This window comes from Candidatus Accumulibacter sp. ACC012 (assembly GCF_907163155.1).
Classification (GTDB): domain Bacteria; phylum Pseudomonadota; class Gammaproteobacteria; order Burkholderiales; family Rhodocyclaceae; genus Accumulibacter; species Accumulibacter delftensis.
Genome location: NZ_CAJQUC010000022.1, coordinates 270,066 through 293,319 on the forward strand (window position 1 = coordinate 270,066; position 23,254 = coordinate 293,319).

At 62.4% G+C, this 23,254-nt stretch carries 22 protein-coding genes, 1 tRNA gene and 1 other RNA gene; 18 read left to right on the forward strand and 6 right to left on the reverse strand.

Features of this window, described 5'->3' with window-relative positions; all coding sequences use genetic code 11:
• Window positions 1-33 precede the first annotated feature (33 nt).
• Window positions 34-1,554, forward strand: coding sequence for an NYN domain-containing protein (locus QZ648_RS21965; RefSeq protein ID WP_291998298.1), 1,521 nt, complete (start codon window positions 34-36; stop codon window positions 1,552-1,554).
• A 435-nt stretch (window positions 1,555-1,989) separates the two neighbouring features.
• Here the strand turns inward: QZ648_RS21965 and QZ648_RS21970 are convergent, their stop codons facing one another.
• Window positions 1,990-3,030 carry a GSU2403 family nucleotidyltransferase fold protein gene (locus QZ648_RS21970; protein WP_291998299.1) on the reverse strand — a complete coding sequence of 347 codons (1,041 nt, stop codon included), beginning with the start codon at window positions 3,028-3,030 and terminating at the stop codon, window positions 1,990-1,992.
• A gap of 57 nt (window positions 3,031-3,087) precedes the next feature.
• The gene (locus QZ648_RS21975) at window positions 3,088-4,371 is read right to left on the reverse strand and encodes a DUF3422 domain-containing protein (protein ID WP_169067149.1); all 1,284 of its coding nucleotides are present in this window, start codon (window positions 4,369-4,371) and stop codon (window positions 3,088-3,090) included.
• 369 nt (window positions 4,372-4,740) lie between these two features.
• Between QZ648_RS21975 and QZ648_RS21980 the strand changes: the two genes are divergently transcribed.
• The 9 genes from QZ648_RS21980 to recR all read left to right on the forward strand — a co-directional run bounded on the left by QZ648_RS21980 (window position 4,741) and on the right by recR (window position 11,908).
• Window positions 4,741-5,214, forward strand: a complete 474-nt coding sequence (locus QZ648_RS21980) for a 4Fe-4S dicluster domain-containing protein (RefSeq protein ID WP_169067150.1) — start codon at window positions 4,741-4,743, stop codon at window positions 5,212-5,214.
• A 12-nt stretch (window positions 5,215-5,226) separates the two neighbouring features.
• Complete coding sequence (locus tag QZ648_RS21985) at window positions 5,227-7,074, forward strand: aldehyde ferredoxin oxidoreductase family protein (protein WP_291998300.1); 1,848 nt, start codon at window positions 5,227-5,229, stop codon at window positions 7,072-7,074.
• A gap of 4 nt (window positions 7,075-7,078) precedes the next feature.
• Entirely contained in the window at window positions 7,079-8,326 is a 1,248-nt protein-coding gene (locus QZ648_RS21990; protein WP_291998408.1) for an FAD-dependent oxidoreductase, read from the forward strand.
• 35 nt (window positions 8,327-8,361) lie between these two features.
• Window positions 8,362-8,616, forward strand: a complete 255-nt coding sequence (locus QZ648_RS21995; protein WP_169067177.1) for a MoaD/ThiS family protein — start codon at window positions 8,362-8,364, stop codon at window positions 8,614-8,616.
• Window positions 8,617-8,631: 15 nt separating this feature from the next.
• Window positions 8,632-8,913: a hypothetical protein gene (locus QZ648_RS22000; protein ID WP_291998301.1), complete on the forward strand. Its 282-nt coding sequence runs from the start codon at window positions 8,632-8,634 to the stop codon at window positions 8,911-8,913.
• Between the two features lie 18 nt (window positions 8,914-8,931).
• An RNA gene (gene ffs, locus QZ648_RS22005) (signal recognition particle sRNA small type) lies at window positions 8,932-9,030 on the forward strand.
• A 198-nt stretch (window positions 9,031-9,228) separates the two neighbouring features.
• Window positions 9,229-10,953: a DNA polymerase III subunit gamma/tau gene (gene dnaX, locus QZ648_RS22010; protein WP_291998302.1), complete on the forward strand. Its 1,725-nt coding sequence runs from the start codon at window positions 9,229-9,231 to the stop codon at window positions 10,951-10,953.
• 29 nt (window positions 10,954-10,982) lie between these two features.
• Window positions 10,983-11,306, forward strand: coding sequence for a YbaB/EbfC family nucleoid-associated protein (locus tag QZ648_RS22015; RefSeq protein ID WP_169067153.1), 324 nt, complete (start codon window positions 10,983-10,985; stop codon window positions 11,304-11,306).
• Window positions 11,306-11,908: a recombination mediator RecR gene (recR, locus tag QZ648_RS22020; RefSeq protein ID WP_169067154.1), complete on the forward strand. Its 603-nt coding sequence runs from the start codon at window positions 11,306-11,308 to the stop codon at window positions 11,906-11,908. The genes QZ648_RS22015 and recR overlap by 1 nt, the downstream gene beginning before the upstream one ends.
• Window positions 11,909-12,084: 176 nt before the next feature.
• Here recR and QZ648_RS22025 read toward each other — a convergent pair whose 3' ends face one another.
• Window positions 12,085-12,384: a hypothetical protein gene (locus QZ648_RS22025; RefSeq protein ID WP_291998303.1), complete on the reverse strand. Its 300-nt coding sequence runs from the start codon at window positions 12,382-12,384 to the stop codon at window positions 12,085-12,087.
• A gap of 138 nt (window positions 12,385-12,522) precedes the next feature.
• Here QZ648_RS22025 and petA point away from each other — a divergent pair, with 138 nt between their 5' ends.
• The 5 genes from petA (at window position 12,523) to QZ648_RS22050 (ending at window position 16,384) form a co-directional block, all read left to right on the forward strand.
• Window positions 12,523-13,119: a ubiquinol-cytochrome c reductase iron-sulfur subunit gene (gene petA, locus QZ648_RS22030; RefSeq protein ID WP_169067156.1), complete on the forward strand. Its 597-nt coding sequence runs from the start codon at window positions 12,523-12,525 to the stop codon at window positions 13,117-13,119.
• A gap of 3 nt (window positions 13,120-13,122) precedes the next feature.
• Window positions 13,123-14,442 carry a cytochrome bc complex cytochrome b subunit gene (locus QZ648_RS22035; RefSeq protein ID WP_169067157.1) on the forward strand — a complete coding sequence of 440 codons (1,320 nt, stop codon included), beginning with the start codon at window positions 13,123-13,125 and terminating at the stop codon, window positions 14,440-14,442.
• Between the two features lie 13 nt (window positions 14,443-14,455).
• On the forward strand, window positions 14,456-15,166 hold the full coding sequence (locus QZ648_RS22040; RefSeq protein ID WP_291998304.1) for a cytochrome c1: 711 nt from the start codon (window positions 14,456-14,458) through the stop codon (window positions 15,164-15,166).
• A gap of 101 nt (window positions 15,167-15,267) precedes the next feature.
• The gene (locus QZ648_RS22045) at window positions 15,268-15,864 is read left to right on the forward strand and encodes a glutathione S-transferase N-terminal domain-containing protein (RefSeq protein WP_169067159.1); all 597 of its coding nucleotides are present in this window, start codon (window positions 15,268-15,270) and stop codon (window positions 15,862-15,864) included.
• Between the two features lie 79 nt (window positions 15,865-15,943).
• Window positions 15,944-16,384, forward strand: a complete 441-nt coding sequence (locus QZ648_RS22050; RefSeq protein ID WP_248595445.1) for a ClpXP protease specificity-enhancing factor — start codon at window positions 15,944-15,946, stop codon at window positions 16,382-16,384.
• Window positions 16,385-17,479: 1,095 nt separating this feature from the next.
• Here the strand turns inward: QZ648_RS22050 and QZ648_RS22055 are convergent.
• Window positions 17,480-17,553: transfer RNA gene (locus QZ648_RS22055), tRNA-Thr, on the reverse strand.
• A gap of 258 nt (window positions 17,554-17,811) precedes the next feature.
• Between QZ648_RS22055 and QZ648_RS22060 the strand changes: the two genes are divergently transcribed.
• On the forward strand, window positions 17,812-19,620 hold the full coding sequence (locus QZ648_RS22060) for a GGDEF domain-containing protein (protein ID WP_291998305.1): 1,809 nt from the start codon (window positions 17,812-17,814) through the stop codon (window positions 19,618-19,620).
• Between the two features lie 48 nt (window positions 19,621-19,668).
• Here the strand turns inward: QZ648_RS22060 and tcdA are convergent, their stop codons facing one another.
• Together tcdA and QZ648_RS22070 are read right to left on the reverse strand one after the other, a co-directional pair.
• Window positions 19,669-20,475, reverse strand: coding sequence for a tRNA cyclic N6-threonylcarbamoyladenosine(37) synthase TcdA (tcdA, locus tag QZ648_RS22065; RefSeq protein ID WP_291998306.1), 807 nt, complete (start codon window positions 20,473-20,475; stop codon window positions 19,669-19,671).
• The gene (locus QZ648_RS22070; protein WP_169067162.1) at window positions 20,472-21,578 is read right to left on the reverse strand and encodes an HD domain-containing phosphohydrolase; all 1,107 of its coding nucleotides are present in this window, start codon (window positions 21,576-21,578) and stop codon (window positions 20,472-20,474) included. The genes tcdA and QZ648_RS22070 overlap by 4 nt, the downstream gene beginning before the upstream one ends.
• Before the next feature lie 233 nt (window positions 21,579-21,811).
• Here QZ648_RS22070 and QZ648_RS22075 point away from each other — a divergent pair, with 233 nt between their 5' ends.
• Window positions 21,812-22,156, forward strand: coding sequence for an FKBP-type peptidyl-prolyl cis-trans isomerase (locus QZ648_RS22075; RefSeq protein WP_169067163.1), 345 nt, complete (start codon window positions 21,812-21,814; stop codon window positions 22,154-22,156).
• Window positions 22,157-22,159: 3 nt separating this feature from the next.
• Window positions 22,160-23,149: a pseudouridine synthase gene (locus QZ648_RS22080; protein WP_248595446.1), complete on the forward strand. Its 990-nt coding sequence runs from the start codon at window positions 22,160-22,162 to the stop codon at window positions 23,147-23,149.
• The last annotated feature ends 105 nt before the right edge of the window (window positions 23,150-23,254 follow it).

Sequence of the window (23,254 nt, forward strand, 5' to 3'; positions counted from 1 at the left end):
CAATAGCAACACCAATCGTAAGGACCTGCCCTCGTGAAAAGCGCGCTATTCGTCGACTTTGACAACGTTTACTCCGGGCTGAGAAAGCTCGACCAAGCCATCGCCGACCGCTTTGCGCACCAGCCGCTGAAATGGATGAACTGGGTCGTCGAGGCTCTGGAATTGCCCGACCACTCCCCTGTCAATGCGCGCCGCCGCGTCCTCGTGCGACGCTGTTACCTCAATCCGCAGGCGTATCAACGCTTCCGACCCTCCTTCAACCTGGCCGGCTTCCAGATCATCGACTGTCCCGCCCTGACGAGCGAGGGAAAGACAAGCACGGACATCCACATGGTGCTCGACATCGTCGATCTGTTGCAGCACGAGGTCCACTACGACGAGTTCATCGTGTTTTCAGCGGACGCTGACTTCACCCCGGTGCTGCGCAAGCTCCGCCGCTGGGACCGGCGCACGACGGTGTTGGCGATCGGATTTCCTTCGGCAGCCTACCGGGCGTCGGCCGACCTGCTCATTGATCAGGACAATTTCGTTCGCCATGCGCTCGGTTTCAAGGACGACGACGAATCTCCATCGCCTGAACTTCCGGCTGCGCCCGCGACCCGCACGGTCGACGACCGTGCGCTCGCTGCTGCTGCACGCATCCTCGTCGAGCAAACCGTTACGGAATCGCCGATGCCGGTCGCTATGGCCAAGCTTGCCGCAAAGATTCTCTCCACCGTCGACGGGATGGACGCCTCAACATGGGCTGGCCACGGCAGCTTTCGGGCTCTGCTCGCGTCGTGGAATCTAACGCCACTGATGATCACCACCGCCGGCGGTGGCACCATCTACGACCCACGTCGCCACACCGCGCCTTCGCTCACAACAGCGGTGCCGAAGGCTTCCATCGATACCGAGCTGACGCGTATTACTCGACTCATCGAGGAAGAGGTCGCCAAATCGGAAATGCCGGTCCCATGCAGCCGAATCGCCAGCCTAATCACCACCCAGAACGGCGCCATCGCGGCAGACTGGAATGGCAAGAGCTCGTTCAGAAAATTTCTGGAAACGCTCCACCTCGGCGTCCTTCGAGTCGACTGGAGCGCAGGAGGCGGCTGCATATTCGACTCTCGCCGACGAATCAGTGCGCCGGCGATCAGTAGCACGTCCCTCAACGCCAGCGCTCAGAATTGGGGGTGCGACCAGGAGCTGCTGCCGATCGCCACGCAGGTTCATGAAGTGTCCGGGATACCGCTGCTGCCGCCTGTCGTCTACCAGACGCTCTTCAGAAACATCGCCCAGGATGTGGCCGAGCAGCCCTTCGACTTGAAAGAGACTGGCAAGCGAGTGCGCGATCAAATTCGTGAGGTTGGCCATGGCGTTAGCCGATTCGATGTGAACTGGATTTTGCGCGGGCTCCTGTTGCATGGACACGTCTTTGGGCGAGGTGAGGACGATGCCCACTCGCTGGCCCGAATGACCGCAAACAACGTCCAGTCCTTGTGCCTGCGAGAGCAGATGTTTCTCGACGCGAGAACCGACGCCGCAATTACACGGTGGCTGGAAGGTCAGTAGCAAGCTTGCGTGGTGGCGCGGCCGAAAAGCTACGCAGTGAAGTCGGGCAATGACGTCATTCCGTCCATAGCGCGCTCAAAGCCAAATCAAGCACACACTGATCGGCCTCGAATTCATCGCCGTACAGGATGTCGTTGCCACGAGCATTGGCCGGCCTTCCTTTGAGGGTTTAGGTCTTTTCGTGTGGAGGCGCCCCGGGTGAGGCAGATGCCTCTCCGAGCCCTTCGGGCGCCCCCACCCCTGGCCCCGCTCCCGAGGGCCTTGGCGAACTTCCATCTCGGCGCGGGTAATCCTATCCGGCCGAGGCTGGAGAGTCACTACGCGCAGAAGATTTTTGGAACCGGGCGTAGCGCGAACGGGCGTATTGACTGGAAAATGCCATGTAACGGGCGCGCAAGGAGCTACAGGAGCGGGAGGCGACTGCTTGAGCGGCGACTATTCCGGGTTGATCTCTTCCCAAGCGCGAACGTGCTCTGGCTCCAGCAGGTGCCGTATCTGGGCAACGGCAGATCGCAGGCGAGCGAGGATGGACAGGGGGACTCGTCGCCATGCCTCCTCGATGGCCCCGGGATGGTTTTCCCCAAGCACGGCAAGAAGGACCGCGGCCTGGAAAAGGTCCTTTTCCGACTGGCTCCCCCGATTTGTGCGCAGCTGGGACACCATCAGCTTGTGCAGGGCAAAGCGCTCGGGCAAGGGCACGCGCACCATGCAGCAGCCTTCCCTCGCCATCAACAGACTCATTTGTGAATCGGCCAGAAGATAACCCAGGTAGGGCAAAGCCGTGGCGTGAGCTTGCAGTTCAGGCACCGCTACCACCTGAAAATCTTCCCCGGCGGACGGTACCAGCAGATCCACATGGAAACGGCTTCTGCCCCTTTCCTTAAACGAGGTGGACGGCTGCCGAGCATCCAGCTGCGGTACTTCGATGAAGGGAATCCCGGTGGACTGCAGCATCTCCAGGAAACTGGCTTCTGGAAGTGCGGGAAAGGCCAGTTTCTCCCGCCGGGCAATGTCTATGTCTTCCGTGGCATAGGGAGTACCAGCCACACCGAGCTGGTTCAGGAGCAGGCCGTAGGCATGCGAGCCGATGAGTACCCCTCCCGCCTGAAATACGCCGTGGTTGTACAGGCTGGCCAGGGTCGCGTAGGTCTTGGCATTGACCAGTGCAAAGCCTTCCCGCCCCAGAAGCCGCAGTGAGATCGTGGCGGCTTTGGTGTCGGTGATGGCCAGCCGCAGAGCCTGGGCCAGCGAATCTGCTGCGGAGCTTCCAACGGGGCCAGCGAGGTAACGCTCCCGCTTCTTGCCGTCGCCGTCGTAGAACTGGTGGGCGTAAAAGCGAAACCCATCAGCATTGCTACGCTCCAGTACGCTCCCGGCCGTGCCGACAAACACCCTGGACTGCGCGCGGGCGTGATTTTCCAAATCGGCGAAAAGCAGAGCCAGGGCGGGTAGATGGGTGCGGTACAGTGTGGGCATGGGAGGTTTGCCGAGTATCCGTCAACGCATAAGAGTAGTGGGTACAGAAAACGCCCGTCAAGTGATCGCGCGTTGCACCAGTTGGCGTATGTGCCGAACGCCCAGCGCTGCAACGACGACCACGATCGGAATCGCGATCCCGGTGACGATTTCCGGATTGACCGGTGCGCCTGCCGCCTTGACGGCCTTGGCCGCATAACCGACCAGGCCGACCACGTAGTAGCTGACCGCGGCCACCGACAATCCTTCCACCGTTTCCTGCAGACGCAACTGCAGTTTTGCGCGGTGCGCAGCGGTGCTGAGCAGCGCCTGGTTCTGCCGCTGCAAGGCGATGTCGACACGCGTACGCAACATTTCGCTGGCGCGACTGATCCGTTCCGAGAGGCTGTCCTGGAGCCTGGCCACTGTTTCGCAGGTGCTCATCGCCGGCCGCAGGCGGCGTTCGACAAACTCGCCGATGGGTTGCACGCCTTCCACACGCACTTCCCGCAGTTCGGCAAGGCGGCGTTCGACCAGGTCCTGGTAGGCACGTGCCGCGCAAATCCGGCCCAGGGTGGACGAAATGGTGCCCTCGACGACCGCGGCAAGCCGCGTCAGCCGGTCAAGGAGGGCGGGCTCGTCCTCACTTCTGACCTCAACCATCTCGTTGAGCAGCGCCGAGAGCTGGCGGTCAGCATCGGCCAGCACCGGCAAGGTGGCCCTGGCCACCGGGAGGGTGAGCAGAGCACGCATCAGATAGGTTTCCACTTCCAGCAAGCGCTGCACCATTCGTCCCGCCTGGCGCGGGGTGAGGCTGATGTCGTCGATCAGGAAGCGGCTGAAGCCGTCTGCGTGGATGCGGAAGTCGGCGCGCACGCTGGCGACGCCGTCGCCGACGCGGCCGCCGACGAGTGGGTTGCCGTCAAACAGGCTGGCCAGTTCCTCGCTGTCCGGCGTTGCCGCCGGTGCCTTGCGCAGCGCGACGTGCGCTGCCACCAGCACCTGCCCCGGCAGCTGGTCGAGCCAGGCCCGGGGGACGCTGGCTATTACCGGCTGGGCGAAGGGCTCGCCGGACTCGCCCTGGCGAAAGAAAGTGTAGCTGCTGCACTCGGCGCGCCGCTCCCACTTGAGTCGGAAAGTGCCCAGATCGACCTTGAAGTGATTAACTTCCGGTGCCGGCGCAGTGACGCCGTAGCGCGTGCATAGCTCGACGATGCTTTCGTACTCGGCTTGCCTGTTCTCTGGGTCGGTGGCCAGAGCGAGATACGAGGCCTGTTCGGGGATGCTCAGCGCTTCCGGGGGGCGGGCATGCAGCTCATAGTTGAGCGCAAAGCGCAGCGGGTGATTGTCGGGTTTCGTCACATGAGTCCTTTGTTTGTTCGTGGCGGGATGCATGGCGGATTTACACCAGTGCTCACTCTAACGTCTGGCGACGGCGTTCGTTGACCTTACCATGTTGCGACGCAGCAAAAAAGTGATGGCAGTCAGCGTGGTTTCTGCAGCAGCCTGTGGTCGGATTTGCGGAATGCGGTTGCTGCGGGCGCACATGCAATGCCCGCGCGCTGAGCAGTTGCTCGCCGAGCTTGTCAATCCGCGCCGCCTTGTCTTTGCTGCAGCGCAACTTTTACAAGTGTCGGCAATTGCCTATAGTGATCAGTCAGTCGCAGCGGGAAGAGAGGACTGCGGCGTCGTTCAGCAGAATCTCATTGATCTGTTCATGGAGGAGACGTCATGCAGAAATCCTTGCACATCGACCCGGGCAAATGCACCGGTTGCCTGCAGTGTGAAATGGCCTGCTCGTATGAGCACACCGGGGCTTTCAACCCGTCGCGGTCATTGATCAAGGTTTTCGACTTTCACCACGAAGGTCGCAAGGTTCCCTACACCTGCACCCAGTGCGCCGAAGCCTGGTGTCTCAACGCCTGTCCGGTCGAGGCGATCAAGATCGACGTCACGACCGGCGCCAAAGTGGTGCTGGACGCGGTCTGTGTCGGCTGCAAGGTGTGCACCATTGCCTGTCCATTCGGCACGATCAATTACAGCCACGAAACCGGCAAGGTCCAGAAGTGCGACCTCTGCGGCGGCGACCCGGCCTGCGCCGAAGCCTGTCCGACGGACGCCATCACCTATATCGACAGTGACTGGACCGGCCTCGAGCGGATGCGCAAGTGGGCGCAGAAGACCGATAGTGCGGCACGGGTTTGAGGAGAGACGACCATGGCATGGACTCGCAAGATTCTTCGCATCAACCTCACCCAGGGCAGCTGTGTCAGCGAAGCGCTGAACATGGAGTGGGCGGCGCAGTACCTCGGCCAACGTGGGCTGGCCAGCAAGTATCTGGTCAGTGAAATCGACCCCACGGTCGATCCGCTGGCACCCGAAAACAAGATCATCTACGCCACCGGTCCGCTGACCGGAACCATGGCCTCGACCGGCGGCCGCTATTCGGTGGTCACCAAGGGACCCTTGACCGGGGTCATTGCCTGTTCGAACTCGGGCGGCTTCTTCGGGGCCGAGCTGAAGTTCGCCGGCTGGGACATGATCATCGTCGAAGGCAGGTCGCCGACGCCGGTCTATCTGCACATCGAGAACGATCTGGCCGAGCTGCTGCCGGCGGACGATCTCTGGGGAACGACCGTCTGGTCGACCGAGGCGACCCTCAAGAAGCGTCACCAGGATCCCCTGCTACGCGTTTCGAGCATCGGTCGTGCAGGCGAAAACCAGGTTCTCTTCGCGGCCATCGTCAACGATTTGCATCGCGCCGCCGGTCGCTCCGGCGTCGGTGCGGTGATGGGCTCGAAGAATCTCAAGGCAATTGCCGTGCGTGGCACGCGTGGTGTTGGCAACATCGCCGATGCCAAGGCGTTCATGGCGGCAACGACCGCCGGCAAGAAAGTGCTCGCCGAGAACGCGGTCACCGGCCAGGGCCTGCCGACCTACGGTACGCAGGTGCTGATGAACGTGATCAACGAAATGGGCGCCTTGCCGACGCGCAACCATCGTGACGTCGAGTTCGAAGGCGCACGCAAGATCTCCGCCGAAGCGATGCACGAGAAACGTGCCAGCGATGGCCGCGCGCATCTGGTCACCAATCAGGCGTGTTTTGGCTGCACCATCGCCTGTGGGCGGATTTCGCGTATCGACGAAAGCCATTTTTCCGTGGAAACCAGGCCCGAGTACTGGGGCGCCAACGGTGGTCTCGAGTACGAAGCCGCCTGGGCGCTCGGTAGCGCCAACGGCGTCGATGATCTCGAAGCGCTGCAATTCGCCAACCTGCTGTGCAACGAAGACGGCATGGACCCGATTTCCTTCGGGGCCACCGTCGGCGCGGTCATGGAGCTTTACGACCTGGGCATCCTGAGCAAGGAAGAAATCGGCCTCGAGGTGCCTTTCGGCTCCGCCGAAGCGCTGTGCAAACTGGCTGAAATGACGGCGCGTGGCGAAGGCTTCGGCAAAATCCTCGGGCAGGGGTCGAAGCGGGTGTGTGCCAGGTACGGCAAGCCCGAGCTGTCGATGACCGTCAAGGGGCAGGAGTTCCCGGCCTACGACGGACGCGCCTTGCAGGGCATGGGGCTGGCCTACGCGACCTCGAACCGCGGCGCCTGCCATCTGCGCGGCTATATGGTTTCCAGCGAAGTGTTCGGCATCCCGGTCAAGACCGACCCCAGGGAAACCGCCGGCAAGCCGGAACTGCTGAAGGCGTTCCAGGATGCGACCGCGGTCGTCGATTCGAGTGGCCTGTGCGTGTTCACCACCTTCGCGTGGACCATGAACGACATCCAGCCGCAGATTCAGGCGGCCTGTGAAGGTGATTGGTCGCAGGATTCGCTGTTGCAGATGGGCGAGCGCATCTGGAATCTCGAACGCGACTTCAATCTCGCTGCGGGAATCACCGGCAAGGACGATACCCTGCCGCCACGGCTGCTCAATGAACCGTGCAAGACCGGTGGTTCGAAAGGCATGGTCGCCGAAATCGGCAAGATGCTTCCCGAGTACTACAGCCTGCGCGGCTGGACCGCCGAGGGCGTGCCGACGGCGGCCACCCGCTCGCGCCTGGGTCTGTGAAGTGATCAGGCACCTGATCATCGGCAACGGCCCGGCCGGGGTCGTTGCCGCCGAGACGCTGCGTCGTGCCGATGCGCAGGCCGAAATCACCCTGATCGGCGACGAAGCGGAACCGCCCTACTCGCGGATGGCGATTCCCTACCTGCTGAGCGGCAAGATTGGCGAGCCCGGCACCTATCTGCGCAAGGATGCCGATCACTTCGAGCGCTTGCGCATCCAGTTGCTGCACGGGCGCGTTGCCGGACTCGACGCCGGGCAGCAGACGGTCACCCTGAGCGACGGCAGCACGCTTGCCTGGGACAAGCTGTTGATCGCCACCGGCGCGCATCCACTACGCCCGCCGATCCCCGGCATCGACCTGCCGCAGGTGCTGTCGTGCTGGACCCTGGCCGATGCGCGCCGCATTGCCGCGGCGGTTGCCCCGGGGGCGCGCGTTCTGCAGATGGGCGCCGGTTTCATCGGCTGCATCATCCTGGAGTCGCTGGCCGCGCGCGGCCCGCAACTGACGGTCGTCGAAATGGGCGAGCGCATGGTGCCGCGCATGATGGACGAGGTGGCCGGGGCGATGATTCGTCGCTGGTGCGAGGGAAAAGGTGTGCTGGTTAAAACCGGCCGGCGGGTGGTTTCCATCGAGCCGGCGGGCGAAGCCTTGCGAGTCACGCTCGACGATGGTGAATGTGTCGAGGTTGACGCGCTGATCAATGCCACCGGCGTCAAGCCGAACGTCGATTTCCTCGCCGGCAGCGGGGTCGCCGTCGATATCGGCATCCTTGTCGATGATTCGATGCAGACCAGTGTCGCCGGCATTTATGCCGCCGGCGATGTCGCCGAAGCGGTCGAGTTCGGCACCGGTCGCCGCGTCGTCAATGCCATTCAGCCCGACGCCGTCGAGCAGGCGCGCATCGCCGCCCTGAACATGGCCGGCCAGTCGGCAGCCCTGCCCGGCACCTTCGTGTTCAACGTCCTCGACACCATGGGCCTGATCTCCGCTTCCTTCGGGCAATGGCAGGAGTTTCCCGGTTGCAGCTCGGCGCAGTTGCTCGACGAAGCCGAGTACCGCTACCTGCGGCTGGTCTTCGACGGCGAGCAACTGGTCGGCGCCAACAGCATTGGTCACAGCGAGAACATCGGTGTCCTGCGCGGCCTGATTCAGGGGCGGGTTCGCCTTGGCGAATGGAAAGTGCGTTTGCTGGCCAACCCGCTGCTGCTCAGTGAAGCCTACCTCGCCAAGGGTTTGGCGGCGACGCAGTAATGCCCATTGCCATACCCACGCCCATACCCACCCCCATGCCGATCACCCTCAAGCTGTACGCTTTTCTTTCGGATTATCTGCCCGCGGACGCGCGGCGCACAAACGCGGTCGCCATCGATGTTCCCGAGCAGACCACCGTCGCTGCGCTGATCGCCACCTGGGCGCTGCCGCCGCGTCTGGTGCATCTGGTGCTTCTCAATGGCGAGTTCATTCCCCCGCCAGCGCGTGCTGAGCGCGCGCTGATCGCCGGCGATGTGCTGGCCATCTGGCCGCCGATCGCCGGCGGTTAGGCCTCGGGAGCGTTGGTGCTGCAATTCGCCATGACCCTGGCGCTGCCCGAGTTCAAGCGCCAGCTACAACCGCTGCTACCTGACTGGCGGGTGCAGCAGCCGGCCGACGGCTGTTGGCATCTGCAACAGGGCGAGCGCAGCGTCGACATCCGCTGCCGTCCTCTGCAGGCCCTGCAGGTCGGCATCCTGCGCTTGCCGCGTCTCGAGGTGGCGATCGAATTCTCGGGAGGCAGTGCCGAACAGCAGGCCGCTTTCATCGACGACTTTCAGCGCCATTTCCGACGTGGCGGTGGCTGATGTGATAGCATTCTTCGTGGCGGGTCTCCCCGCATCGCAGGATGGTCAACCTGGTCAGGTCCGGAAGGAAGCAGCCACAGCCGTCTTATGTGAGTGCCGGGGGTAAGGCTCGCCACCTTCATTTCTGCCTGCCGCTTGTTTTGCCGCGTCTTTCGTTGCTGCTTCCGCCGGCGCTTCTGCAGCTTTTTCGGCTTCTTCCGCCTTTCCAGCTTCCGCAAGCTTCCGCTCATGCCCCCGTTTCTGCAGGTCGCAAATCGTCAGCTTCTGTCCATTGCTGCTGCCGGAGTCGTCAGTGCCATCTGCTAGAATCCGCTCATGAGTTACCAAGTCCTGGCGCGCAAATGGCGCCCACGAAGCTTTGCCAGCCTGGTTGGCCAGGAGCACGTGGTGCGGGCGCTGACGCACGCGCTGACCTCCCAGCGCTTGCACCACGCGTATCTTTTTACCGGTACCCGTGGCGTCGGCAAGACGACGCTGGCCAGGATCCTGGCCAAGGCCCTCAATTGTGAAACTGGCGTCAGCGCCACGCCCTGCGGCATCTGTTCGGCGTGCCAGGAAATCGACAGCGGGCGTTTTGTCGATCTGCTCGAAGTGGACGCGGCGACAAACACCAAGGTCGACGAGATGCGCGAGCTGCTCGAGAATGCGGTGTACGCGCCGACCCGTGGCCGCTTCAAGGTCTATGTCATCGACGAAGTGCACATGCTCTCGAATTCGGCGTTCAATGCCATGCTGAAGACGCTCGAAGAGCCGCCGGAGCACGTCAAGTTCATCCTGGCGACTACCGATCCCCAGAAAATTCCGGTGACCGTTCTGTCGCGCTGCCTGCAGTTCAACCTCAAGCAGATGACGCAGCCGCTGATTGCCGGCCACCTCAAGCAGGTTCTCGAAGCCGAGTCGATCAGCGCCGAAGCCGGAGCGCTGCAGTTGCTGGCCCGCTCGGCCGCAGGCAGTATGCGTGACGCGCTGTCGCTGCTCGATCAGGCGATCGCGCATGGTTCCGGCAAGGTCGAGGAGGTGCAGGTGCGCGAGATGCTCGGTGCCGTTGATCTCGATCACCTGTTGTCGATTGTCGACGCCTTGCTGGCCGGCGATGCCGCGGCGATGTTGCGGGTGGCCGACGAGATGGCAGCCCGCAGCCTGTCCTTCGACGCCGCCCTTCAGGAAATGGCCGCCCTGTTCACTCGCCTGCAGATCGCCCAGCTGGCACCGCAAGCGATTGCCGAGGACCTGCCCGAGCGCCTGCGCCTCGAGGAGCTGGCGGCCGCTCTCGACCCCGAGTTCGTGCAGCTTGCCTACCAGATTGCCATCCATGGTCGCCGCGAACTGCCTCTGGCGCCCGACGAGCAGGCCGGTTTTGTCATGACCCTGTTGCGCCTGCACGCTTTCCGCCCGGCCTTGGCCAGTGACGATTCCCCTGCTCACCCGCGCGCGAGCGCGAACGCGGCGACCATCGCCGAGCGTTCGCCAGCGAGCCCCTCGCCGGCGTCGGTATCGCGCGCCGTGCCACCCGCTGCGTCGCCCGCCTTGTCGTCCAGCGCCGCTGCGGTCGCCCGACCAGCCCCGGCGGCAGCAAGCGAAGCGCGGGCGGTCGTTGTGCCGGCTGCACCGATCGCAAAAGCTGCCGTGGCAGCCGTGCTGTCTCCGCCACTCACGTCAGCAGCCACCGGCGACTGGCACGAAATCCTGGCTACCCTCAACGTCGGCGGGATGGCCCGCGAACTGGCCCAGCACTGTGAACTGCGCGAATTGCAGGCGGGGCGAATCGCCCTTCGTCTCGCCCCAGCACATCGCCACCTGCTCATGAAGCCCGCACAGGACAAGCTGCAGCAGTTACTGGCCGAGCGTTTTGGCGGTCCCTTGCAGTTGGCGATCGAACTTGAAGCCACGACTGGCGAGACGCCGGCGGCGAGCGTGCAGCGCGATCGTCGTCAGCGCCAGGATCGCGCAATCGCGGCGGTGGAGCAGGACGGCTTTGTCCGCGAGGTGATCGAGATGTTCGACGCCACCCTGATCGAATCTTCCATAAAACCCGTTTAAACCCCCTACCCCAGAGCGAGGCAACAAAGATGATGAAAGGCGGAATCGCCGGCCTGATGAAACAGGCTCAGCAGATGCAGGAGAACATGAAAAAGGCGCAGGACGAGCTGGCCCAGCTTGAAGTAGAAGGCCAGTCCGGCGCCGGCATGGTCAAAATCTTGATGACCTGCAACCACAATGTCCGTCGGGTGAGCATCGATCCGTCGGTGATGGACGACAAGGAAATGCTCGAAGACCTGGTTGCGGCCGCGCTCAACGACGGCGTACGGCGCGCCGAGGAGCTCTCTCAGGAGCGCATGTCCGGCTTCTCGGCAGGGCTCAATCTGCCGCCCGGGATGAAACTGCCTTTCTGATGAACGCTCCGTCGAGTCTCGAAGCGCTGATCGAGGCTTTGCGTTGTTTGCCAGGCGTTGGTCCGAAGTCGGCGCAACGCATGGCCTACCACCTGTTGCAGAACGAGCGAGCCGGTGCCGGGCGCCTGGCCGATGCGCTGCAGCGGGCGCTTGGCGCCCTGCGCCACTGTCAGCGCTGTAACACGCTCACCGAGTCCGAAATTTGTGTCCGCTGCCTGTCGAGCAAGCGCGATGCCAGCCAGCTCTGTGTCGTCGAAACGCCGATCGACATGAACATGATGGAGCAGACGCACGCCTATGCGGGGCTGTACTACGTGCTCATGGGGCGCGTTTCGCCGCTCGACGGCATCGGCCCTGGCGAACTGCACCTCGAACGCCTGCTGGCGCGCGCCAGCGATGGCGTGGTGCGCGAAGTGATCATCGCCACCAATTTCACCAACGAAGGCGAAGCGACCGCCCACTACCTCTCGGAAATGCTCAAAAGCCGCGGCGTCAGCGTTTCGCGCATCGCGCGCGGGGTGCCGGTGGGCGGCGAACTCGAATACGTCGATGCGGGAACGCTGGCGCAGGCCCTGCGCGAGCGCCGCCCGCTTGTCTCGTAGGCGGCCGGGCGGCTCTGTCGCCGCCGGCTTGCGATCGTCCGTGCCAAGCCCGCTAGGTGCGTCGCGGCGAGGAACTCCGCACCGCGTCCGTTCAGCTCCCTCCTGCCGGCAGCGGAAGCGACGTGCTGACTCGAGAGGAAGGCGACGACCATGTCGGCGTCGCGATTGATATAGAATCACCTGCCCGTGAAGGCCGACGGCTGCGTACTCGCCTTGCTGTTCGTCGAGTATTCACCAGATGTTCTTGTACGCGAGCCAGGCAGAGCCCTTATACCGTTCGTTGTGCTTCCTTTTCTCCTTGTCTTTGGCGATCCTGGACATGGTGCCGTTGCCGTCGACAACTCGATGAGGGCGCTGCCGCTGAGAAATTGGTCGATCTGCTCGATCGTGCGAAGCTGTGCTTCGTTCATGTTGATCACCATCTTCAGGATGATCAACCCGTTTCGCCCTTCGCCAACATCTTCTTTCAGGCTCATGTTTGAGTGGAAACACGCCGCCTGTTCAGGCTCATACCACTTTGGACAAGGCTGCAAATTTTCTCTGCATCGACTTTAGCGTATAATGCCGCGGTTTAGTTCGTACCAACTTTCCATTACGTGCTAGGGATCAGCGCTATGAGCAATGAGAGCAAAGTGGACTGCGGAAGGCGGCGACTAGTCGTCGCGACCGCTGCCGTTGGCGGGGCGGGGGCGCTGGTCGCGCTAGTACCGTTCCTGTCCAGCATGCTGCCATCCGAGCGGGCCAAGGCAGCCGGTGCGCCGGTCGAAGTCGATGTCGGCAACCTCGAACTCGGTCAGATGATGACCGTCGAGTGGCGAGGCAAACCGGTGTGGATCATCAACCGCAACAAGCCGATGCTCGAGACGCTACCCGCGCTCAACGACCAGATGGCCGACCCCAAGTCCGAAAAGGACATGCAGCCAGAGTATTGCAAGAACGAAACTCGCTCGATAAAGCCCGAGTACATGGTCGTCGTCGGCATCTGTACTCACCTCGGTTGCTCGCCTTCGGCAAAATTCAAGCATGGTCCCGCAGATGGCATGGCTGCCGACTGGGTCGGCGGTTTCCTGTGTCCCTGCCACGGTTCCCACTTCGACTTTGCCGGCCGCGTCTACAAGAGCCAGCCGGCACCAACCAACCTTGAGGTGCCTCCGCACATGTATTTGTCGGACACGCGCATCCTCATTGGCGAACACAAGAAGGGAGCCTAAGCGATGGCATCGAATACCAATTTCGAGAAGTACAAGTCGGATGGTTCCCTGCAGGGCAATCTGCTGGAGTGGTTTGACGCCCGCTTCCCGGCGACGTCGATGTGGCGCGGCCACCTCTCCGAGTACTACGCACCGAAAAACTTCAACTTCTGGTACTTCTTCGGTTCGCTGGCGATGCTGGTGCTGGTCATTCAGATCGTTACCGGCATCTTCCTGGTCATGCACTACAAGCCGGACGCCTCGCTCAACGCCGATGGTATTCCGGTGGCTTTCGCCAGCGTCGAATACATCATGCGCGATGTGCCCTGGGGGTGGTTGGTCCGCTACATGCACTCGACCGGGGCCTCGGCCTTCTTCCTGGTTGTTTACCTGCACATGTTTCGTGGCATGCTCTACGGTTCCTATCGGCAGCCGCGAGAGCTGATCTGGGTCTTTGGCACGCTGCTCTTTCTGTGCCTGATGGCCGAAGCCTTCATGGGCTACCTGCTGCCCTGGGGGCAAATGTCCTTTTGGGGCGCACAGGTGATCGTCAACCTGTTCTCAGCCATCCCGCTGGTCGGCGAGCCCCTGTCGATCTGGATTCGCGGCGATTTCGTCGTCGGCGATGCCACGCTCAACCGCTTCTTCTCCTTCCACGTCATTGCCGTGCCCTTGGTCCTTCTCGGCCTCGTTGCCGCGCACATCCTAGCGCTGCATGAAGTCGGTTCGAACAACCCGGACGGCGTCGAAATCAAGAAGCGCACGACCCCCGAAGGCATTCCGCTCGACGGCATCCCCTTTCACCCCTACTACTCGGTGAAGGATATCGTCGGCGTGGTGGTCTTCCTGATGGTCTTCTCGATCATCGTTTTCTTCGCTCCCGAAGGCGGCGGCTACTTCCTCGAGTACAACAACTTCCTCCCCGCCGATCCGCTGAAGACCCCGGCGCACATCGCCCCGGTCTGGTACTTCACGCCTTACTACTCGCTCCTGCGGGCGATGGTTTGGCCGCTTTTCGGCATCGACGCCAAGTTCTGGGGTGTCGTGGCGATGGGTGGCGGTGTCGTGATCCTGGCTTTCCTGCCGTGGCTGGACCGTAGCCCGGTCAAGTCGATCCGTTATCGTGGTCCGATCTTCAAGACCCTGCTGACGATCTTCGTGATCTCCTTTTTCATCCTTGGCTTCCTTGGCACGAAAGCACCGTCCTACGCTTTCTTCGGCGTCATTCCCGGTGCTCCGGTGGCGCAGATTCTCAGCCTGTACTACTTCCTCTTCTTTTTGACCATGCCGTGGTGGTCGAAGATCGACAAGTACAAGCCGGAACCTGATCGCGTGACGATGTAAAGGAAAGCACAAAATGAAAAAATTGCTCACTGCATTGCTCGTCGCTCCGGCCATTGCCTTTGCCAGCGGCGCCGCTCTTCATCTTGAAAAGGCACCGGAAGTGCAGCGCGACAATGCCGCCCTGCAAAGCGGCGCCAGGACCTTCGTCAACTACTGTATGAACTGCCACGGCTTGAGCTTCGTCCGCTACAACCGCCTGACCGAGATCGGCCTTTCCGAGCAGGAGATCAAGGATCACCTCTTGTTTACGGCTGACAAGATCGGCGAGAAGATGCGCGTTGCCGCCCGCCCTGCCGAGCAGAAAATCTGGTTCGGAGCGACGCCGCCCGATCTGTCTCTGGTCGCCCGTGCGCGTGCTTCCGAGGACGGTAGCGGTGCCGACTGGTTGTACACCTATCTGCGCTCGTTCTACCGCGACGAAAAGCGGCCGACCGGTTGGAACAACCTGGTTTTCGAGAACGTTGGCATGCCGCACGCTCTTTGGCAGTTGCAGGGGATACAGGTTCTGAACAGCGATCACCATCTCGAACTGGCCACTCCCGGCACGCAAACGCCCGCCGAGTACGACAAGACCGTTGCCGATCTGGTCGGCTTCCTGGTCTGGGCGGCGGAGCCGGATGCCGGCTTCCGCAAGCAACTCGGTGCCGGTGTCCTGGCCTATCTCCTGGTTCTCTTCGGCTTCGCCTACAAGATGAAGAAGAATTACTGGAAAGACATCAAGTAACTGAAGCATAACGCCGCGTTTCGGGCTACGGCATCGCCGGCGAGGGCGCGACAAGCGCTCGCTCCCGCCGCGGTGCCGATTCGTTTTTGAGGGTATTGATCATGATGAATCTCTATTCGGGAAGCACCTGCCCGTTCAGTCACCGTTGCCGTATTGTGCTCTACGAAAAAGGCATGGATTTCCAGGTGATTGATGTCGATCTCTTCGCCAAAGCCGAAGAGATTGCCATCATCAACCCCTACGGCCGTGTGCCGGTCCTTGTCGAGCGGGACCTCATCCTCTACGAGCCGAACATCATCAACGAGTACATCGATGAGCGCTTCCCACATCCGCAGTTGATGCCCGCCGATCCCATCATGCGGGCGCGGGCGCGGCAACTGCTGATCACCATGGAGCGCGAAGTTTTCGCTTATATCGAGCCTCTCGAGAAAAATGGCAAGACAGCCGACCGCGCTCGCCAGCAGATCCGTGACCGTCTCACCGAGATGTCGCCGGTATTCGTCAAGCAGAAGCACATGCTCGGCGAAGAGTTCTCGATGCTCGACGTGGCCATCGCGCCGCTGCTCTGGCGGCTCGACCACTACGGCATCGAACTCTCGAAGACCGCCTTGCCGCTTTTGAAGTACGGCGAGCGCATTTTCAGCCGTCAGGGCTTCATCGACGCGCTGACGCCCTCCGAAAAAGCGATGCGCAAGTAGCGCGCAGCACAGGCTGCACAGGGCGTCGCCGTTCGCCGGTGGCGTCCGCCGCCGCCCTGCCGATTGTCGATCACTTTGCATGGGAACGAACTTGGATCTGCCGTCGACCAAACCCTATCTGATTCGCGCCATCCACCAATGGTGCACCGACAACGGCTTCACCCCCTACCTCGCGGTGAGCGTAGACGCGCGCACGCGCGTGCCGATGGAACATGTTCGCGATGGCCAGATCGTCCTGAATCTCGACTACGAAGCGACCGGACGCCTCGAGATCGGCAACGACGTCATCACCTTTCAGGCCCGCTTCGGCGGCGTCGCACGCGACCTGCTGGTGCCGATCGGCAACGTTGCCGCCATCTACGCCCGTGAAAACGGTGGCGGCATGGCCTTCGAGCCGGAGCCCGCAGGGGCGGTCGCTGAAGCGGAAGGCAGCACCCCTGTTCCCGGCCAGGATGGCGAGCCCGAGCCGCCGAAGATTCCGCCACCTGCCGGTCGGCCGAAGCTGCAGCGCGTCAAGTAGGCGCCATTTCCACTACTGTTCTCGGCGCCAGGTTGGTGATTGACGCTGATTGATGCAGGCTCATACGCTCGCGAAGCTTGCTTTGGGTCGCGTATCCAGCGACAAGCCATGCGACAGCCGGTCGCCGCAATGGATTGCGACCGGGCTCTGGTTTGGCCTGGCTGTCCCCCTGGGCTTTCCTGTCGGCCGACCAGATTTTCAACGCCATTGGCAACAGCATCACCATGGATCAGCCGCGGAAGTTCGGTGTGCCCCTGCTGCTTTCGTTGGTGAAGCAACAAGCAGATCGCTTCCCCCAGAACGCAGCACTACCCTGGCCAGGGCAAGGCTCTTGGATAGCATGGCCTTGCCATCTTCTGCGCCGACTGCACACAGAATCCGTCTGCCGAAAAGCCTTCCACAAGAGCCGTGGAAAGCGTCGCAGCGCCATCGGGCCAGATTACGCAAACGCACCACCTGTACTAATACTGGCGGCTGCCGGTGCCACAGCACCTGCTCACTCGCGGCATGGGGGCGGCGCATAGCGATGTAACAACGAGCGCCTACTGAGGCGGCATGCGATAGAATTCAACACTATTAATAGTCCGGTTATCGCCAACGATCAGGAGACAAGCATGCCCGACCTCTACACCACTATCAGGGCTGCTGTCATCGACGCCGCCGGGATCAGCGTCAATGCGACAAGGCGGCCGACGGCCGCGTGTCGACGGTGGAAGGTCACATCTTGCCCTTCGGGGTGAGCTTCGTTGAAGGGACCTCATGGCGCGCAGCTGCTCCACTGTTGCCGCCGTCGGATCTCGCCCTTCGGGGCTGGCTTCTCCAGTTAGCCGCCAAGGGCCGGGGCAGAACGTCTGGCCACGTCATTGCGCGATTGACGGCTCGGGTCGCCTCGGCACCATCGACGGCCACGCACCCAAGCCGGCAGGAAACGTCACCCCGCAAGGCCTGCGCCAATCAGGCACCGAGCCGGCCCAGCGTCGGGTTTTTCTTTGGCGGGATAGATTCGGAATGCTCGAATCCGCCTGCTATGCGCCTACTTTTCTGCAGACGACAAAAAGCCCGGCCTTGTGATCCGGGCTAACTACTTGTTTTTAATGGTGCCTCCGGTCGGAATCGAACCAACACCTGATGATTACAAATCAACTGCACGACCTTCATGCTACGGAGGCGGGGTAATTCTGTCGAGGCGCTGATTATAGCCGAATCGCAATCCTGGGGTAGCCACGGAAGCGCCTGCACGCGGGCTGATTGGGGTCGACGTGCTGGCCCGATGGCTTGCTGGCCGATGGCCCGCGCAGCCAGGGAGGGCTCCTGCTCGTCGTCGCCAGGTGTTTGATCTATCGTGACTTCCGCTGTGCGGCATGCTTTCTCCCCGGTGGGCACGCTGTTAGAATGCCGCGATCCGTATGTCTTGTTGATGGAAGCTCATGCCAACTCTCACGAATCCGTCAGAAATTGCCCGCGAAGCCTTTCGCCTGTTGGCTAGCAGGCGCATGTCGCCGTCACCCGAAAACTATCAGGCGCTCTACCATGAGATCGCGGGTATTTCAGCCGCCGCCGCGACGCCGTTTCCGGAGCGTGAGCTGAAGGCTCTGCTCAATGCGCTACCAAGAGAAAAGCCGGCGCAGCAGCGCTTGCTGAAGCGTTTCGAGCAGGCCTTCAAGGGCAAGACCTGGGAGGAGCTCAAGCGCGGCCTGGGCGAGCTTTTCGCGCAGCTTGGCAAGGAACAGGATCTACCCTGGAGTGAGCTGTTCGGCGACTTTCTGCGGCAGTGGGAGGGCAAGCAGGCGGGCCTTACCGTCGCCCGCAAGCGCGAGGCATTCGAGCGCCTGCTGGCCGGCGCCGCTGGCAACAGCGAGCTGCTTTTCACACGTCTGCAGAGCTTGCTCCGCTCGTGGTCGCTGAATGCGCCGATGGCTGACGAAATCCCCCTCGTCGAGGACGAGAAAGCGACGCCTGCGCTGGTGGCCAAGTCGTCGTCGCCGGCGGACCTTGCTGCGGCTAAGAAAGCGCTGCAGAGCAGTGATCTGGCTGCCCAGTTGTCGGCCGAACTGAGCGAAATCTTCGCATACACGCTAGCGGTGCTCGTTCCCTCACTGCTGCAGGACGAGCCGGAGTTGGTGGCCGACGCGACAGCCCTGGCGCACAAGCTGCGCACGGCCACCTCGCGTGCAGCGATGGAGGGCTTGCAGGCAGGCATCAAGCGTTTTGCTTTCCGCCTTGAGCTGCTCGCCGAAGATCGCGTCGAGCTGCGCGCTGGTCTGCTCAATCTGCTGCAGTTGCTGATCGAGAACGTCGGCGAGCTGGTCGTCGAGGACCGTTGGCTTGCTGGACAGATCGCGATCGTTAGGGAAATTGTTGCCGGCCCGTTGAGCCTGCGCTCGATCGGTGACGCCGAGAATCGGCTCAGGGAAGTGATTTTCAAGCAGGGGCAGTTGAAGCACAGCCTCAACGAAGCGCGCGAAAACCTTAAGCAGATGCTGGCCGGTTTCGTCGATCACCTGGCCGAGTTTGCCGATTCGACTTCGGAGTATCACGACAAGATCGAAATCTGCGCTGACCGCATCAGCGCGGCCGAAGACATCTCCGAGCTGGAAGACGTACTCGCGGAAGTGATTCGCGAGACGAAAATCATCCAGCTTAACGCTCAGCGCTCGCGTGATGAGCTGCGGAGTGCCAAACAGAGTGTCGACGAAGCCGAGCAGCGTATCGGCGAATTGCAGGTCGAACTCGACAAAGCCAGCACCCTGGTTCGTCACGACCAGCTCACCGGGGCGCTCAACCGCCGCGGTCTTGAAGAAGCTTTCGAGAAGGAGACGGCGCGCGCGCAGCGCCGCCAATCGACCCTCTGCGTCGCCTTGCTCGACATCGACAACTTCAAGAAGCTCAACGACACACTCGGGCACGACGCCGGTGATGCAGCGCTGATCCATTTGACCACGGTCATTCGCGAGACCATTCGGCCGCAGGACACGGTGGCTCGTTTTGGCGGCGAGGAGTTCATCATCCTGCTGCCGGACACGCAGCTCGAGGACGCGCAGACGGCGCTGGTTCGCCTGCAACGTGAGCTCACCCGGCGCATCTTCCTGCACGACAACAACCGACAGCTGATCACCTTCAGCGCTGGCCTCAGCGAGTTGCGCGCCGGTGATACCCAGGCTTCGGTCAGCAAACGTGCCGACGAGGCGATGTTCGCGGCCAAGCAGGCCGGCAAGAATCGGGTCGTGATCGGCTGACCGGCGGCCCGTTGCCGGGCTGCCGTCAGCAAAGACCCGGCCTTAGGCTTACGCGCAGCCCCGGTCGGGCACTGCACCAGCGGTGCTGGCCAGGACCCTGAGCACTTCCCCGGCGGCCAGCAGGCCAAAGGTGGCGGTGACGCAGACCGATGAACCGTAGCCGGCACAGCTCAGGCCACTGAGCACCGGCGCTTGATCACAGGTCGTGGCGGCTTCCGGATAGCGTAGCGCTTCGCTCGAGAAGACCGCCGCGATGCCAAACTTCTTCTTTGCCTCCCTGGTGAACGCGTAGTCCTTGCGCAATAGCGCGCGCAGCCTGGCGAGCAAGGGATCCTGGATGGTCAAAGCCAGGTCGGCGATCTGGATTCGTGTCGGGTCAATCTGGCCGCCGGCACCACCGGCGGTGATCAGCGGCAGCGCGCAACGTCGGGCATAGGCGATCATCGCCGCCTTGGTGCGCACCTGGTCGATGGCGTCGATCAGATAATCAAAGGGGCCAGCGAGGAGCGTATCGACGTTTTCCGGGGTTACGAAATCCTCGACTTCCTTGACCACGCAGGCCGGATTGATGGCCTGGATGCGCTGTGCCATGGCGCTGACCTTGGCCTTGCCGAACTCGCCGTCGAGGGCGTGCACCTGGCGGTTGACGTTGGATTCGGCGACCATGTCCAGATCGATCAGCGTGATCCTGCCGATTGCCGAGCGTGCCAGTGCTTCGGCAGCCCAGGAACCGACGCCGCCGACGCCGACGACGGCGATATGCGCGCGCTGAAAGCGCTGCAGCGCGGCCGTCCCGTACAAGCGGGCGATACCCGCGAAGCGACGCTCCAGGTCGGCTGTTGCTAAATCAGTCATCGGCTTTCAGCGGCACGTCGTATCACCTGGTTGAAGGGCTCGATCCATTCCGGCGCAAACTGCTGGTCGCAGGCGTTGACTTCGGCGATGGCCCGCAACAGCGAACGCTTGCGGCCGCGCTCGGTGTGCTTCAACATCACCGCCTCGAAGGCATCGACAATGGCCAGGACCTTGGCACCAGGGCAGATTTGTTCCCCCGTAAGCGCGCCCGGGTAACCCTTGCCGAAGGGCGTTTCATGGTGTTGGGCGACCATCGCGGCGGCGGCCGCCCAGCTCTCCATGCGCGACAGCAGGCCGGCGGCATACTCAGGGTGTGCGCGCATGATGCGTTGCTCTGCGGGGGTCAGTGCGCTGGCCCTGAGCCACACCGATTCGGGAAGAAACATCATCCCGACGTCGTGCATGTAGATGGCGGCTTCCAGCTGCACCGGGTCAATCGGATTGCCGGCCATTTGATTGGTTTCCAGCGCCAGGCGCAGGATGCGCATGGTACGGCCGGCGAAACGCGGCGAGCGCATTTCGAACTGATTGGCCAGCGTCAGGAAGAAAAGCAGGTCGTCGGCCGTTTGTGATCGGGAAGCGTCGCCCGGCTTGCGTTGCGCTGCGGGGGCCTTGACCGCAACCGTGACTGGGCGCTTGCCGGTAACCGCTTCGATGAGGTCGGCGACACAGGCGTCCAGTTCCGATGGCGTTGCCGCGGCCAGCTTTTCCAAGCCCTCGATCAGGAGTTGCAGCTGCAGTCCAGCGAGTGTTTGCTCCGAGGATAGCCGTTCAACTGCCAGTTCCAGGCGGTCGATGGTCAATAGTGTGGCTTCGGCAATGGCATTGGTGAACGGTAGATCACCGTTTCGTACCCGCACCAGAACCGATTCCATCGGGTGAACGATGGCCACTGCCACTTCTACCCTGCACAGTGCTGCGTCGCCTTTTATGTTGTGCAGAGTGCGGAACAGGTTGCCAACGACCGCGTGTTCGGTGGGATGGTTCTTGAGGCGAGCGACATCGCGTTCGATCGTCGGCGTGTATTCCCACAGGATGTCGATGAACTCCTGCAGGGCTTCCCGGTCGGTAACGACCGGCTCACTGAGCGATGATGCATGCATTGTTCGTGTTCCTTGCCCTAGTTTTTTCCCATCTTACCGGATCGCACACCGAGCGGGCGAGGGTATCCATTAGTTTGATATGGCTTCGCGGCCCTGCTCCGGCTGCCAGGAACGAATATGCCAAAAAGCTACCCCCCTGGCGCCCGGTGGAGACCTGGCAAAATGCGCGAAAATGGCCCTTTTCGTGGCTTGCTGGGCTAAACTGCGGTTTTTTTCGTTCACAAGGATCTCACATGCCCATCGTCACCACCCCCAGCGGCCTGCAGTTCGAGGACATCATTGCCGGCAGTGGCCCTGTTGCGTGTTCCGGCCAGCACGTTATCGTGCATTACACGGGCTGGCTTGCCGACGGTACGAAGTTCGACTCGAGCGTCGATCGCAACGAGCCCTTCCGTTTTCCGCTCGACGGAAAACATGTGATTGCCGGTTGGGACGAAGGCGTCCCGGGGATGTGCGTAGGTGGCGTTCGTCGGCTCACCATCCCTGCCGATCTAGCTTACGGGGCACGCGGTGCCGGCAACCTGATTCCGCCGCACGCCAAGATCGTTTTCGAAATCGAGTTGCTGGACATCGCCTGATTGATGGCCGATCGGCCACGCAAGACCCCCAGCGGAGCACCGGGCACTCGGGCGGCGGCAAGCCGCCGCGGCGGCGGTTCGAGTAAGCCGCCAGCGGCAGCCGCGGAGGCGTCGCGCGCGCCAGCAGCGGCCGACGTCAAGGCGCCGCCAAAAGTGCGCCGGATTCCGGCGCGCTTGCCATCGGCTGTAGCGTCGAACGGGGCGGCACTGCCGGCCCGCATTCCGGCGCCAGCGAAGCCTGCCGCGGTAGCGAGCAGCGCTCCCCAGACGGGTGTCCGGATCTCCAAGCTGATGGCCGAGCGTGGTCTCTGTTCACGCCGCAACGCCGACGACTATATCGTGCGCGGCTGGGTCTTCGTCGATGGCCGTCGGGTCAGCGAACTCGGCACTCGCGCTGATCCGGCGGCGGTAATCGTTCTCGACAAGGAGGCGCAGGCGCAGCAGCAAAGCCGAATGACGATCCTGCTGCACAAGCCGATGGGCTATGTTTCCGGGCAGCCGGAGCCCGGCTTCACGCCAGCGGTTACCCTGGTTCAACCCGAAAATCAGCGCTGCACGCCGGACACGCCAGTATTCCATCCTTCATGCTTGAAGGGCCTGGCACCGGCCGGCCGCCTGGATATCGATTCGACCGGCTTGCTGGTGCTTACTCAGGATGGGCGCGTGGCGCGCCAGCTGATCGGTCAGGAGAGCTGCATCGACAAGGAGTATCTGGTTCGTGTCGAAGGTCAGCTTGACGACAAAGGCCTGGCGCTGTTGAATCACGGCCTCAGCCTTGACGACCGCCAGCTCAAGCCGGCCAAGGTCGAATGGCTGAACGATGATCAGCTGCGCTTCGTGCTCCGCGAGGGGCGAAAACGCCAGATCCGGCGCATGTGCGAGCTCGTCGGCCTGCGTGTCTGCGGCCTCAAGCGAGTCCGCATCGGTGCGGTCCGACTGGCTGACTTGCCGCTTGGGCAATGGCGCTTCCTGCGGCCGGACGAGGCATTTTGATGCCCCTAATACCCGGCGAGCGGCTTCTCATTCAGCGGACGCTGCTGTCACCCCCGGCAATTGCCGCGATTCACTCTGTATGCCTGTTTAGCACGGAGCAAAAGC